13 protein-coding genes and 1 pseudogene are annotated in these 14,272 nt (G+C 37.2%); 11 read left to right on the top strand and 3 right to left on the bottom strand.

Annotated elements, in window-relative coordinates; translation table 11 throughout:
- Positions 1–93 precede the first annotated feature (93 nt).
- The 6 genes from D7Z94_RS06590 (at position 94) to D7Z94_RS06615 (ending at position 6,916) form a co-directional block, all read left to right on the top strand.
- On the top strand, positions 94–744 hold the full coding sequence (locus D7Z94_RS06590) for a hypothetical protein (RefSeq protein ID WP_120710687.1): 651 nt from the start codon (positions 94–96) through the stop codon (positions 742–744).
- A gap of 53 nt (positions 745–797) precedes the next feature.
- The gene (locus D7Z94_RS06595) at positions 798–1,997 is read left to right on the top strand and encodes an SIR2 family protein (protein ID WP_120710688.1); all 1,200 of its coding nucleotides are present in this window, start codon (positions 798–800) and stop codon (positions 1,995–1,997) included.
- A complete protein-coding gene (locus D7Z94_RS06600) occupies positions 1,990–4,098 on the top strand; it encodes a helicase HerA-like domain-containing protein (protein ID WP_120710689.1) in 2,109 nt (702 codons plus the stop codon). Before D7Z94_RS06595 ends, D7Z94_RS06600 begins: the two co-directional genes overlap by 8 nt.
- A gap of 140 nt (positions 4,099–4,238) precedes the next feature.
- Entirely contained in the window at positions 4,239–5,510 is a 1,272-nt protein-coding gene (locus D7Z94_RS06605) for a DUF2130 domain-containing protein (RefSeq protein WP_120710690.1), read from the top strand.
- A gap of 81 nt (positions 5,511–5,591) precedes the next feature.
- The gene (locus D7Z94_RS06610) at positions 5,592–6,590 is read left to right on the top strand and encodes a DUF2971 domain-containing protein (RefSeq protein ID WP_120710691.1); all 999 of its coding nucleotides are present in this window, start codon (positions 5,592–5,594) and stop codon (positions 6,588–6,590) included.
- A 56-nt stretch (positions 6,591–6,646) separates the two neighbouring features.
- Entirely contained in the window at positions 6,647–6,916 is a 270-nt protein-coding gene (locus tag D7Z94_RS06615) for a hypothetical protein (protein ID WP_147415839.1), read from the top strand.
- Between the two features lie 605 nt (positions 6,917–7,521).
- On the opposite strand, the gene D7Z94_RS06620 is transcribed toward D7Z94_RS06615, so the two are convergent.
- Together D7Z94_RS06620 and D7Z94_RS06625 are read right to left on the bottom strand one after the other, a co-directional pair.
- Positions 7,522–7,833, bottom strand: a complete 312-nt coding sequence (locus D7Z94_RS06620; RefSeq protein ID WP_120710693.1) for a hypothetical protein — start codon at positions 7,831–7,833, stop codon at positions 7,522–7,524.
- Positions 7,834–8,495: 662 nt separating this feature from the next.
- Entirely contained in the window at positions 8,496–9,026 is a 531-nt protein-coding gene (locus D7Z94_RS06625) for a hypothetical protein (RefSeq protein ID WP_120710694.1), read from the bottom strand.
- A 144-nt stretch (positions 9,027–9,170) separates the two neighbouring features.
- Between D7Z94_RS06625 and D7Z94_RS06630 the strand changes: the two genes are divergently transcribed.
- On the top strand, positions 9,171–9,974 hold the full coding sequence (locus D7Z94_RS06630; protein WP_120710695.1) for an MOSC domain-containing protein: 804 nt from the start codon (positions 9,171–9,173) through the stop codon (positions 9,972–9,974).
- A 19-nt stretch (positions 9,975–9,993) separates the two neighbouring features.
- Positions 9,994–11,754 (top strand): FAD/NAD(P)-binding protein, encoded by a 1,761-nt coding sequence (locus D7Z94_RS06635; RefSeq protein ID WP_158594592.1) that lies wholly within the window; start codon positions 9,994–9,996, stop codon positions 11,752–11,754.
- Between the two features lie 11 nt (positions 11,755–11,765).
- Here D7Z94_RS06635 and D7Z94_RS06640 read toward each other — a convergent pair whose 3' ends face one another.
- A complete protein-coding gene (locus D7Z94_RS06640) occupies positions 11,766–12,503 on the bottom strand; it encodes a DUF3891 family protein (protein WP_120710697.1) in 738 nt (245 codons plus the stop codon).
- Positions 12,504–12,754: 251 nt separating this feature from the next.
- Between D7Z94_RS06640 and D7Z94_RS06645 the strand changes: the two genes are divergently transcribed.
- From D7Z94_RS06645 to D7Z94_RS06655, 3 genes and pseudogenes are all read left to right on the top strand, one after another.
- Positions 12,755–13,207 carry a ferritin-like domain-containing protein gene (locus tag D7Z94_RS06645; protein ID WP_120710698.1) on the top strand — a complete coding sequence of 151 codons (453 nt, stop codon included), beginning with the start codon at positions 12,755–12,757 and terminating at the stop codon, positions 13,205–13,207.
- A gap of 79 nt (positions 13,208–13,286) precedes the next feature.
- The gene (locus D7Z94_RS06650) at positions 13,287–13,718 is read left to right on the top strand and encodes a DUF2383 domain-containing protein (protein WP_120710699.1); all 432 of its coding nucleotides are present in this window, start codon (positions 13,287–13,289) and stop codon (positions 13,716–13,718) included.
- Positions 13,719–13,745: 27 nt separating this feature from the next.
- A pseudogene (locus tag D7Z94_RS06655) lies at positions 13,746–14,236 on the top strand (DUF4385 domain-containing protein).
- Positions 14,237–14,272 lie beyond the last annotated feature (36 nt).

Here is a 14,272-nt window from a genome sequence, read left to right on the forward strand (position 1 = left end):
CTTGTTACTATAAAACTAACACCTGAATCTATATCGCGCTATATGCAGACATATATACAGGCTTAAATACGTGTAAGTCATGAAACATATAAAATGAATACTGAAGTTATATTTCTTTTAAAATTTGGAAAAAAAGAGCATATAGAAAACCTTTTGAGGAAAGGAGAAATATTCATGAACACAATTCAATGGTTTAAAAATTTTGAAAAAGAGGGAATTGGTGACATTTATGAAGGAGCTTCAGAAGTTGAAAATATTAAGAATGGTAGACTAACTCTCAGAATTCCAAATAACCCAGTAACTTTTAATAATGCAAGTCTTCAGTTAAGAAAGCATCACACCGGACATATTGGAAATATTTTTTCGACTTACGCTATTTCAACTTTATTATTGAGAAGAAAATCAATCCATCGGATTGATAAAAGAATGAACCGATTTGGAACACATTGTCTAATTATTAAGGATGTACAGCAATTTTTAAATTCTGTTACTAACAAATTAGCGGAAATGGGAATTGAATATTCTCATAATATGGTCAGATACAAAAATTTGAACAAGAACAACCATAAATTGTCCTTGTTCAACAAAACACACCTTTTAAGCTATCAAAAAGAACATCGAATAATTGCTTTGACTGATGAAGATTCTGTTCTTCAATTTGAAATTGGTTCAATAGAGCATTGCGCTGAAATGCATTTAACTGACAAAATTATAAAAGAGGTAACCGTTGATTTCAATAAATAAAACGAGTTGCTTAACCATACGAATAGCAGCGATATATTTTTAAAACAACTAACATGAGTATATATCACGATCCTATAAGACATTTAGAATATCTAAGACAGTCCCTTTCTCAAGATAGTAAACCAATTGGGTTTTTTATATCAGCAGGGTGTCCACTTTCTGTTCAAATGCCAGAGGGCAAATGGCCACTAATCCCAGATGTAAAAAACTTAACACTATGGATTAATAATGAAATGAGTGCTAATGAAAAATATGTAGCGTTATTATTGGAGGTTGATAAGGCAAAAAAAGACAGAAATAATATTGAAGATATATTAAGCTTTATTAGAGGCCTTAAACAAGTATCCGTTGGGGGTAAAGTACGCGGTTTTTCTGAAAAAGATTTGGAGAGTCTAGAAAGTGAAGTTTGTAAACAAATTGTAAGGAAAATAAATGTTGAGTTACCTAACAATCAAACACCTTATCATAAGCTCAGCAAATGGATTAGTTCAATAGATAGGGAAATACCTATTGATATATTTACAACAAACTATGATTTATTACTTGAAGATTCTTTAGAGTCTCTGGAGATTCCATATTTCGACGGTTTCGTTGGATCAAAAAAGTCTTTTTTTGATTTAAGAGCTGTGGAAAACAATTTGATACCTATTCATTGGACTAGACTTTGGAAAATTCATGGTTCCATAAATTGGTATCAAGAAGAAATTCAAGAACAAAAAAAAATCTATAGATCCTCCGAAATAAAAGAGGATGCTTCTCATCTCATTTATCCATCGCATTTAAAATATGAGCAAAGCAGAAAGATGCCTTATTTGGCACTTATAGACCAATTAAACAGGTTCATAAGACAAAAATCCTCATTGCTTGTCCTTTCTGGATATTCTTTTAACGATGAACATTTAAATGATACCATTATCAATGCTCTAAAAGCAAACCCTTCTGCAATGGTATTAGCATTGATGCATGACTCATACTTTATTAAGGACGGTATTGAAAGATATCCAAAAGCAAATAAACTCGCACTTGATAGACATAATCTTAATGTTTGGGCTTTTGACAAAGCAATTATTGGCACGAATTACGGAGAATGGAAAAAGCAAAAAGAAACTGAGGATAAGGATTTATTGCGATTCATAACAATGGAAGAAGAAATTCTTCAAATTAGACTAGGCGATTTTGCCACTTTTACTGATTTCTTAAAAATGTTGATTGGGAATATTTCAGAAACCAATAAAGACTCAAAGGATGATTAATGAAGAAACATTTTTAGGAAGTGTTCAAGATGTTAATGGTACAACGGTTAGCGTTTCCTTATCTAAAGAATCATTAACTGGTTTCGTTTATATTGATGGTCAAGGTTATAGAATTGGACAAATCGGAAGTTTCATAAGGATACCAATAGGTTTTACTGATTTGTTTGGAATAATTAGTCAAGTAGGTGCGAGTTCAATTCCAGAAAACAAGACTGAGAATCAACCTAATGGGAATAGATGGATGACAATTCAATTGATCGGTGAAGGTCAACGCACAGGTATGTTTCAACGCGGAATTTCCCAGTATCCAACAATTGGTGATGAAGTACACTTAATTTCAGAAAAAGAATTAGAACGGATATATGGTCAACCTAATAAGCCTTATTTTGTTAAATTAGGACATATTGCCAATGCTGAGTCTATACCTGCTTTAATTGATGTTAATAAACTTGTTACTAGACATTCTGCTATTCTCGGTACAACCGGCTCGGGTAAATCAACCACAGTTGCAAGTATTTTAAACGCATTGTCGAATGACAAAAATTATCCCTCGGCTCGGATACTTATTTTGGATATTCATGGTGAGTACTCTCAGGCCTTGCATGATAGAGCTGAAATTTTCAAAATAGGAGCTAATAAAACTGCAAAATACAAGGAAAATGAGTTGTATATCCCTTTTTGGGCCTTGAATTTTAATGAGTTATGTGAGATGAGTTTTGGTGAATTTAATAATGAGAAGGACCGCAATATCATTCTTGAAAGAATTCAAAAATACAAGGAGAGTAGTTTAAAAAACTATCCAAAGAACGGTGCTAATATTGACGCACTGAGTGTAGATTCTCCTATTCCTTTTAATCTCAATAAGTTGTGGTATCAACTTTATCTTGAAACATTCGGAACTTATTATAAGAGTAATAGTGGAAAGCCTTACGATAATCTTGCTTACGAAGTAGATTCAAATGGTAAAGAATTAGTGGGCGATGCTGAAAATGGCATTCCACCAATTTTCAAAAACCCAAAAAATGATGCTGGTGACCCAGAAAAAATCAACTATCTGCCATCATCCTTAAATATTGGAAAACAATTGTCTCTCTTAGGTTCCAAATTGAGGATACCTCGGTATGATTTTATTTTTAAACCAGGTGAATGGTCTCCCGAGGAAGATGGTAAAGTATCAAAAGATTTAGATAGTCTATTGGAAAGTTGGATTGGCTGTTCAAAACCAATAACAATTATTGATTTATCTGGCGTTCCTAATGATATTTTAAATACAATAATTGGGGTGGTTCTAAGAATCCTTTATGAGGCCTTATTTTGGGCGCGTGATTTAGCCCAAGGTGGTCGTCATCGACCATTACTACTAGTGATGGAAGAAGCTCATATATACTTAAATGATTTGTTTAAAGGTATTGCTTCACGAACTGTTCAGCGAATTGTCAAGGAAGGTAGAAAATATGGAATTGGAGCAATGATTGTTAGCCAGCGTCCTTCAGAAATAAATTCAACAATCCTTTCCCAATGTGGAACATTTTTTGCATTACGATTAACAAATGCAACCGACAGAGGACATATTACAGCGGCATTGCCTGATAATCTAGATGGATTGACAAATATGCTTCCAATACTGAGAACTGGAGAAGCAATCATACTTGGAGAAGCCGTAAAACTTCCAATGCGTACTTTAATTCAAGCACCCCCAAAGGATAAAAGGCCTGATAGTCAAGACCCTATTATTTATGAAGATACTCCTAATCCAGTTGAAGATTCTCAGCACACAGGTGGCTGGGGTATTCCTATGGAAGAACATCCGGTATACGAAGAATTAGCTGAAACTTGGAGGGCTCAAAACCCTCATATTGAAAGACTTATAAATAACTTAAATCAAAAAATTATGGAAAGAAAAAGTGTGTCATCATCCAACATTCAATCTATAGGCTATGATTCAAGTAGCGAAACATTAGAGGTTGAATTTCTTAACGGAGGTATCTATCAATACTTTGATATTCCTGAGCAGGTCTTTGAAAAGTTGATGGGAGCAGGTTCGCATGGGAAATATCTAGCGAATAACATAAAAGGGAAATATCGTTATTCGAAAGTTTAAAATTTCGTTTATAAAAATTAATTTCATGCATTGGTCCCAGTTTGCAGCTGGTGGACAAAAAGTAAGTATATTGTTTAAAAGGAAATATACTTGCTAATACATATTTATGATTATTGTGAAGCATTTAAAATAAACAGAATATGAACGAGATTATTTGCCCTAATTGTAAAAAAGCTTTCAAAGTTGATAAAGCCGGATTTGCTGATATACTTAAACAAGTTCGCGACCATCAATTTGAGGAAGAATTAACTAGCCGACTAGCACTTGCAGAGAAGGAAAAAGAAAGTGCAGTTCAACTGGCGAAGGCCAACTTAAAAAACTCGTTGCAAGAAGAGCTAGCAAAGAAAGACAAAGAACTAACCGAATTAAAAGCTAAAAGTGATTCTGAACTTGCTGAGAAACTAGCAAGAAAAGAAACAGAAATCGCCGAAATGAAATCTCAAATAGAAAATGCAGAAGTTCAAAAAAAATTGGAAGTTATTGAAGCGACCAAAATAATCGAAAAAGAACGTGATGAACTCTCAAATAATTTGAAGAACAAGGAAACAGAAAGGCAACTATTCGAAAAATCAATAAATGAAAAGTTTAATGATAAAATCAAAGCAAAAGACGAAGTTCTTAAGATGAAGGATGATGAAATTGCTCGTTTGAAAGACTTTAAGCAGAAGCTTTCCACAAAAATGATTGGCGAAACATTAGAACAACATTGTGAAGCTGAATTCAACAAACTTCGAGCAACGGCTTTTCAAAATGCTTATTTTGAAAAAGATAACGATTCAAGAGCTGGAAACAAAGGTGATTTTATCTATAAAGAAACTGACGGAGCAGGTAATGAAATCATTTCAATAATGTTCGAAATGAAAAACGAGAATGATGAGACTGCTACAAAAAGGAAGAATGAAGACTTTTTTGCAAAACTTGATAAAGATCGATTAGAAAAGAAATGTGAATATGCAGTTCTTGTCTCTTTACTTGAATCAGAAAATGAACTATATAACACAGGAATAGTAGATGTATCATATAAATTCAATAAAATGTACGTAGTGCGACCTCAATTTTTCATTCCAATTATCACACTACTGCGAAATGCGGCAATGAACTCAATGCAATACAAAGCAGAATTAAATCTGATTAGAAATCAAAACGTAGACATTACAAATTTTGAGGAAAAAATAAACGCGTTTAAGGAGGGTTTTGCGAGAAATTATGATTTAGCTAGTCGAAAATTTAAAACTGCTATTGATGAAATAGACAAAACAATTATTCATCTACAAAAAACAAAAGATGCATTATTGTCTTCGGAAAATAATTTACGATTGGCTAACAATAAAGCAAGTGATTTGACTATTAAGAAGCTTACTCATGGAAATCCTACAATGAAAGCAAAGTTTGATGATCTTAATGAAAAATAGAGTATGAAAGATATAGGTCAATCCCCTAAAGTTCAAGGAAAGGAAATCTTGACATATGTGCCGAACAGTTAGCTACAATTTATGAGCAAACCTGATAAAATCAAAATAACTGCTGAAAATTGGGCTTCACTAAAACTTGATTTAGCAGATAAGTTGCTTAAAGCTTCTCTTACAAATGATAAGGTTAAAAAAGCGGTTGAACCATATGAAACAATATATCACTATACAAGTTTTGAGGGATTAATTGGGATTTTGGAATCACAGAATTTGTATGCCACTAATATAAATTTTCTAAATGACAGAAAAGAACTAAAACATGGAATAGGCCTTATACAAGGAGTCTTAAATAGCTTTGAGACTAAAAAAGAAAGCGAGAAAATTATTGAGTTTTTAAGGAGTAATTTAAGCAAGATATCTGAAACAGATCGATATGTTACATGTTTTTCAAGAAATGGGGATTTATTAAGTCAATGGCGTTCTTATGGAAATAATGGCAAGGGAGTTGCTATTGGGTTTTGCCCTTTCCATATTGAGGAATCCATATACGATTGGGTTGATTGTATGAATATCATGTACAATGAATTAGAACAGATAGAAGTTTTAGAAGAATACATCAAAATAAGTCTTGATTATTTTAATGGGTATAAGGAATTGCTTGATTGGGAAGGTTTCGATTACGATTATCTTGTTGCCGACACCCTTATTTATTTTCTTGAAGCTATAATAGCAAACTTCAAACATCCTAGTTTTAGGGAAGAAGAAGAGTTTAGAATTGAATATCGTTTTGATGGAAACATTAACAAACAAAAAAAGAAAATTCTATATTTTAGAAATTCCAATAATCTTATCGTTCCTTATATCAAGCTAATATCAAGGTTTAAAAAAGAGCGGAAAAAAGGAATTAACAACTCAAAAGTAATGAAGCATACTGAAAATAATTTGAAATTACCAATTAAGGAAATAATATTGGGTCCGTCATTAGATTTTGAATTAAACAAAATTGGATTAGGCAAACTACTATTGAAAACAGGATACGAGCATATAGAAATTAAGGACTCTAAAATACCTTATAGAATTTAAAATTTAGTTGATTGGAGGTATAATATCAGTTTGGTAAAGTCAAAAAAGCGATGAGATTGAAAGATATTAATATAGAATTATTAGAACTCAAGAGCTCTTTCCTAAATCAAAAGGATTGGAAATACGCTAGAAAGGCGTATGAGATGCTCAATGAGTTTGAAGATGAGTACAGAAATGAACACTTTGAATTTGCAGGGTATTCTGAAAACTTGGTCAGAATTAAGAATAGTATTTTAATGGTCGATAGAGAGAATGGAGAAACTCAATTTATCCACGGAATTAGCTCTATGATCGATATAATAACCAGAGGATTAAATTCTAGGTAACTTCATCAGAGTTTAACTAATCCAATAGACTCTTTACAAATTGCAGCTTTTGTCAAGAGTTCTCCGACAAGTAAAAACGGCAGTAACTTCTACTTTAGCTTGATATTAGAATTAAATAAGAAGTAAGTCAAGGTCAATGGTATCGCGATTCCCCAAAACGTCCAGTATCTCAACCTTAATAGATTTCAAGTGTTCTTGATGACCTAGGCCGCTCCATAAGAAAGAAAAAGAACGTCCCTAAAAAATACATGACGACATCAAGTCCGTCACTTGTATATCTAGGGTTGTATTTCGGAAGTATATATTCAAAATAGTTACAGAAGACAAAGGTTAAAACTAGCTGGAGCGCCAAGGGAATATAAATCGCTGCATTCGACTTCACATAGCGAACTACGTATTGGCAGATTTTAAGGACAATTGGCATACAGACCAAATCATTGAAATAATTATTCAACAGTTTGGGAACGTAAAAATCAGTAAGCTGGTAAAAATATAAGCTAACCGCCAGCACACAGCAAATAGGAAAGTAAAAACTTTTAACCCACTGAAAGGCTATCGAACGGTATGTCAAGAGGGTGTTGATGGTGTTACTGCTTATTAATTTTTCAGGCTGCAATATATCCAAATAACAGGGCGAAAAACGAACCTATCGCCAATACAATAACCCAAATAGAGTAGAAAAATATGGCTATGCTTCTTAAGACAATATTGGGGTGGGTTTTGGCTTTTTCAAAGAACACGGTCACCTTATTCGGCTCTTTTTGTTTTTCCATACGTTCCTTTTTCAACGCTTTATTTTCACGCTCAATTTTTCGCTCCAAAAGGATATTGACAATCTCTCCGCATTCTTGACAGTAATCCTTGTTAAGATTAACGGTACCGCAGTTTTGACAGGTTCTATAGGTTTTGTTTCCCATGAGATATAAAGCTTAGAGAAAATTAAGGAATTAAACCCTGGTATTGTATTAAATACCAATTTAAAAATAACGCTATCGCTATATTGAACTGTATAGTTATACCATTTTAAAACGATGGGAATTTTAGTATCTTCCCTCAAAGTTCAAATAAGGAATAAATTATGAATCGGGCAACTAAGAATATCGTTGAACAATTTCTAAACCTATTTGAAGAGGTTTTCAACAAAGGTTTGGAACACTCGAAAGAAATGATGGGGATTTATATTGATACTGAAGAGCAAGAAAGAAATTCAATAAAAATGGGTTTGTAGCTTGAAGAAACAATTGCGGATAACGGTACATTCTTAAATCCCAAAGTTGAGGATGACACAGAGGATTGGGGTAATAGAGGAGCTCTATTAGAAAAATACAGGGAACTTAAGAAGTTATTGAATACTCAAGTCTAACAAAGTTTAATTAAAGGATACTTTATGAAAAAATTCACATTACTGTCTATAAGGGCACATCACTTTACTTCTGCCATCTCTTAGTAAGATGGTGATAAGTGAGCCTTTTAGATTATAAATTTAAATCATATACACTGAATATATAAATAGAGCAAGTTTTTATGATAAAGCAAAAAAAAACCCGCCAATTTACGGCGGGATAATTTTATACAGTTTTTACACTTGGGTGTAACCGTTATGAATGTCACGGCCGTACTTTGAAACAAGTACAACATCGTTCCTATCCTTCGGTTCCACAGATATGATAATATGGCCTTTATCCATTGCGTTCTTATATTCCGTCGTAGCTGAATCGGAAAGCCCCGCCTTGGTCAATGCTCCTATTATCGCTCCGGTCGCTCCACCCGCGCCTGCACCTGCCAGGGCAGCTGCAATCGGTCCGGCTACCGCTATTCCCAGCCCTGGAATCACAATAGAACTACCAATGGCCAACAAAGCACCTGCAACAGCACCAACAGTTCCACCGATTGCGCTTCCAGTCCCTGCACCCTTCAATGCTTCCTCACCAGTATTGCTAATATGCTCGTTTGTCGCATAGAAACGTTGCTTCGTATCTTCTGACATGATAACGGTAATATCATCGGTACTGTAACCTGTCTTGACCAAAAAGTCATAATAGTCGTTCGCACTCTCAGCGGTATCAAAAACCTTATCGATTCTCTCGTCCTTAAATCTGTATTCTTCCATAATATAGTTGTTAGATTAATAAAATCAAATCTAACCATCGTTTTCATTAATCGTTCCCCCATTTGCACCAATTGTTAACCCAATCGCTATTTATTTATAAACACATATCAAAACTACCTATATTGTGCACAACTAAGTGACACTATGATAATAAAGAGGTTGTATAAATATGTGCTTAAAAGTTCTCGGGGCATTTCGCATTCGGAGGTAAATGTGGACTTATCGGGATTTCGACACGATCGATGTGTATGTATCGTTGATGAATCAGGTAAGGTCATTACCGGAAGAGAGTTGCCGGAACTGGTAAAGTTGAAGTCCGGAGTAGTTCGCGACCGGCTAGCGATAGAAACTAAAATGGGGGAAACCATTGACTTCGGACTGCCGAAAAATAATAATTTCGTTGACTATAAACTATTCAAGAACCAGGTCTCGGGCTGTTGTTTTGATGACGCAGCCAATCATTGGTTATCTGAATTGCTTCATGGCAATTACCGTTTTGTATATCTCAACGGTAAATTTAATTCCGTCTCGAAAAAACGTGGAGGAAGGGAGGGGGATATCAAGGCCTTCGCCGATTCTGCGCCCATACATTTAATCAATTTGAAAACACTCAATTATCTGAACAGTAAATTAACTTCTAATGTGAGCGCCCGCAACTTCCGGCCCAATATAATCGTGGATGGTCATGAACCCTTTGAAGAGGACAAATGGGAATACTTGGAGATCGATGGACTAAAGTTCCGTGTGCAGGAACGTACAGGTCGATGTGTTTTTACAACTATTGATCCGGAAACTGCCAAAAAAGATAGGACAATGCAGCCCCTTGCAACATTAGCCAAAGTCCGACTGTCGATGGGACAGCGTCCGACAATGGGTGTCGGTCTGGTTCCATTGGAGTCCGGCGAGATCGCCGTGGGGAATTCGGTCGTTATAACATCAAATGCCTAAAAAAGCGATTACAAAGATTATGAAAGAGGATACCAGAATATTTGATGTTGCAATAGTGGGATGTGGACCAAGAGGATTGTCAGCCCTTGAATCCCTATTCCGCCAAGCTGCCAAAAATGAAGTGTTGCCCAAGGTACTGGTCGTGGAGAAAAGTCCTTATCCAGGTGCGGGACCGGTCTATGATTTGGACCAGGCCGACAGTAACTGGCTCAATGTATCGCGCAGAGCCGTAGGTATAAATAATCGTGAAAAGACGGTTTTCGAAAACTTTTCCATTCCCGATTTTCCCGATTTTCAGGAGTGGTCAGGATACAATGCAGAACCACATTCCTTAACAGAGGTCGACGAATTTCCCCTTCGCTCGGAGTTGGGTAAATATTTGCACGAACGTTACAATTCGATTGCGGGAATTCTTCATAGTCAGGGACTGTTGGTCTATATAAACGGGGAAGCGGATATCATAAGGATAGATGAACAGAGCGTCGTCATCAGTATACTCGGAGGTCAAAGCTGCTTGGCAAGAGAGGCCGCACTTTGCATCGGGCATCAGCCTATCGAACTTGATGGGCAGATGACAATGTGGCTTAAGCGGGTACAGGAACTCGATAATTGTGAACTCTATACGCAGCCTTATCCTGTCTCAAGGATTACGAATACATCGACCGGTCTTTCCAACTATACAATCGCTATCCGAGGCTTCGGTCTGGCGATGATAGATGTCGTTCGCGCACTTACCATCGACCTTGATGGAAAATTCGAAATTACGGACGATAAGAAAAGAACGATGAAGTATCATGCCAGCGGTAAAGAACCAAGGTCGATTATACCATTTTCATTGGACGGTCTGCCCATGGCTCCCAAACCGCTCAACAAAGAGATAGATTTACTTTATATTCCTTCTAAGGATCAGCTCGAAGATTATGGGAATGCAATTTTCCGCCGCATAGAAAAAGCGGAGGCGCGTTCGACCGATTTTCTCATCGATGCCATAGCCCCGATTATAGCGGACAAATTCATAGCCATGGATAGTATGTCCATCGAACACACCCTATCCAGAGCCGAAATCGAAGAGATAGTTAGTCAATGGTTACGCAACGATACGTTTTCCCATGAACTGCTAATTCCGATAGATATGGGCGCCTTGGAAGCCATCAATAGGTTTATAGCTATGGCTACGGGTTCTGGCGCGGTAAGTCTGGATTACTGTATCGGACATGTATGGCGCCATTGCCAGCCGACCATGTACCGGATTTTGTCGTTCGCACCATTGCCGGACGACTTGATCTGTAAGATAGTAGCTTTGGATGAGCGTCTTAAAAGGTATTCATATGGACCACCGGTAGATAGCCTGCAACAGTTATCGGAATTGGCAGATTGTGGGATTTTAGATTTGAGCCTTGTCAACAATCCCGAAATAGAACTGGCAGAAGTTGGATGGACATTCGAACTTGAAGGAAAAACGGATAATGCGGATATAATGATAAACTCCGTATTGGATTCACCACAACTACTAAAAGTTCAGAGTCCCATTATAAAAGGTATTTTAATGAATGAGGCGGTAGCGCCGATTCATGATAAGCTAGGTGCACGCACAGAGGAGAACGGGTTGATGATAAGCAAGAATAGCGAGAATGTGGTTCCGGTCGCGATGATGGGACGACTGGCCAAAGGAACTCTTATCGGGGTCGATGCGATAGCCGAGTGTTTTGGAACGAGATCTGTTCATTGGGCCAAGGGTGTTATTGACCGAAAAATACAGCGTGACAGTACCCAAGTGTAATTTATAAAACTTCACTTTTTAAAAGTGTAGCTTTTAATGCAAATTTCCGCATCATTGAGACAGGACTCCAATTCCTCACAATCTTTGAACGTAGGCCTGTTCAATATCCGATATTCGAACGCCAAAGTGAATTCCTCTTTCTCAAACGGCCAGGGTTCGACAGTTAGGTGTTCTGAACTATCCTTGGAGATAAAGTACTGCTCATCCTCAATGGTTCTATTTATCTCTAATTTTCGGCCAACTTCAGGTGTCTCTTCCTGGCATAGGATAAGAGATAATCTGTCACAGAAAAGCATTATATTATAAAGACTATCCTCCTCGGATTTTTTAAGTCCGTAGAGTTTACGTTGAGTACCCCGTACAGAACCGATCTCATTCAAGAATTCTTCCATTGGTTTGAAATCGTCCGCGAGACCATCATAGAGAAACGCCAAATGTCTGCCGACCATCAATGCGACCAATTGTGATTTTTGCAAGGCATTTGAGTATACTCTTTTCGCATGTTCCAAAGCCTCCGCATCCGTGCCGCCATCCATCATAAAATCCTTGGGCGTACCATTTTCGGTCAAATAATCTTGCTCGTCGAAGTCCAGCAAATGATCGTCATGTTCGACTATCCCCGTCAGCACATCCAGCCAATGTTGCGGCCGAAGCTTTTTTCTTAGCTCCTGCGCGATCTTACCGGACAGCAGGCCATGCGCATAATGGGAAATTATCTCCCAGCCTTCCTCGTGGTGTTTTACAATCATTTCATCATTTTTTTTAAACCGGCGAGCGGTATATCGTTTACTTCCTAATTTTACAAAGATAGGCGATGCGTCTATACGTGTTAATCCTTTTCATATCAATTGTGACCTCGAAGCGAATGACATTCTTCCAGCGATGAAAATATCATATAAGACAATAAATGTTCGAAACGGGATAATACGGATAAATCTTTCCACCTACTTTTGAGTTGAATATATAGCAATCAGGGTGTTGCACCCATAAAAATATCAAAATGGAAACATATCCAGAAAAATTAGGGTCCGCCTTAAGGGAAATCCTCCAGAAAAACGAGGATGCCGTCAAAGGTTATGAAAAAGCGGCCGAAAATGCTAAGGAAATCGGACTTCAAAGTTATTTTCAGAACAAGTCCAAGGAACGTTTGAACTTTATAGCATCGCTTCGTGCAGCGTTGCCAAATATAGATTTAGGCAACAGGGAAATTCAAGGGAGCACCACTGCTGCGATGCACAGAACTTGGATGGATGTCAAAGCTTTTTTCTCAGGGGACGATGACGAGGCAATGTTGGAAGAAGCCATAAAAGGTGACAAGGCCGCAGTTGAGGAGTACGAAGAAATTTTAGACGATATAGATTTACCGCCGGCGGCGGCTGAAGTCATACGCCAGCAAATGAACTGGATTAATAATGATCTATCGGAAATCAAGACTATGGAGGAAGTTCGCTAAAACACTCCATTTGTCTCTATTCACTCTGAAACCCTCTTAAAGGAGGGTTTCAATTCTAATAAACTTAAAATTACATATCATGAGTTACTCGCAAGCTGCAGATTTAATGAACAGACTTTTAGGTGGCAACTATCACGCCCAACATGTCTATTCGGAAGGTATCAAGAAATCGGAACTACCAGCTCTTAAAGAATTCTTCATGGCACAGGCGGCGCAGAAAAGTCGGTTTATCAATGTACTGACCGATGATATAGTGCGACTGAACCAGACCCCGAAGTCAAAATCCGGTATTATTGAAGCAACGAGTAATGCGTGGAGTGAGCTAATGCTTTTTTTCAAGGGAAATTCCGAGGAGGCGATTTTGGCTGAATGTAAGAAAGCGGAGCAGAACCTGCTCAGAGAATATAATGATGTCCTAAAGTACACCTCGATTATAGATAGCACTAGAACGCTATTGGTAACCCAACGAGACGAACTTAATGAAACAATCAAAAGTGCGTTTGTTGAATAATCTGAATCTGTAGTCAAGTTTTTTAGCATGAGAAAATTCGATTATTCCTTGGACTATAAAAATTTAGACCTCAGAGCGAATCCGGAACATTATGCTATTGGAAAAGGCGAGCAAGGTGTACTTACCGTTGAACCCTATAAGTCGGAAATCTTGCCATTTTGGAGGTTCAAGAACCCACAACTAGCCACCGAGTCTTCAGAAAAAATTTATAACATGTTCTTGGACTATATTGAACAAGGGGATTTCGTAGGCGCCGATATGGCACGGAAGTTTCTGCAAATGGTTTTACGCGTGCCCGCCGCTACGCAAACTATAAGGGCGGCAAGAAATATATCGGTCCGGTACCCGATCATAAAAAGGGAATAAGTGGATCACACGGCCGTTCTCAGAAAGAGCGCGGAGATGAAGACCCCATAAAGGCCGAGGCGGCGAAGATTTTTAAGGCCAAATGGGACGAGGCAAAAAGTTATGCCCCTTATCTCGAGTTAAAAGTGGATTTTCTGAAAGAATTCGGATGACAACTCATGGAATTGAATCTGGCGTAATACACAAAA

It is taken from the genome of Ulvibacterium marinum (assembly GCF_003626755.1).
GTDB classification, from domain to species: domain Bacteria; phylum Bacteroidota; class Bacteroidia; order Flavobacteriales; family Flavobacteriaceae; genus Ulvibacterium; species Ulvibacterium marinum.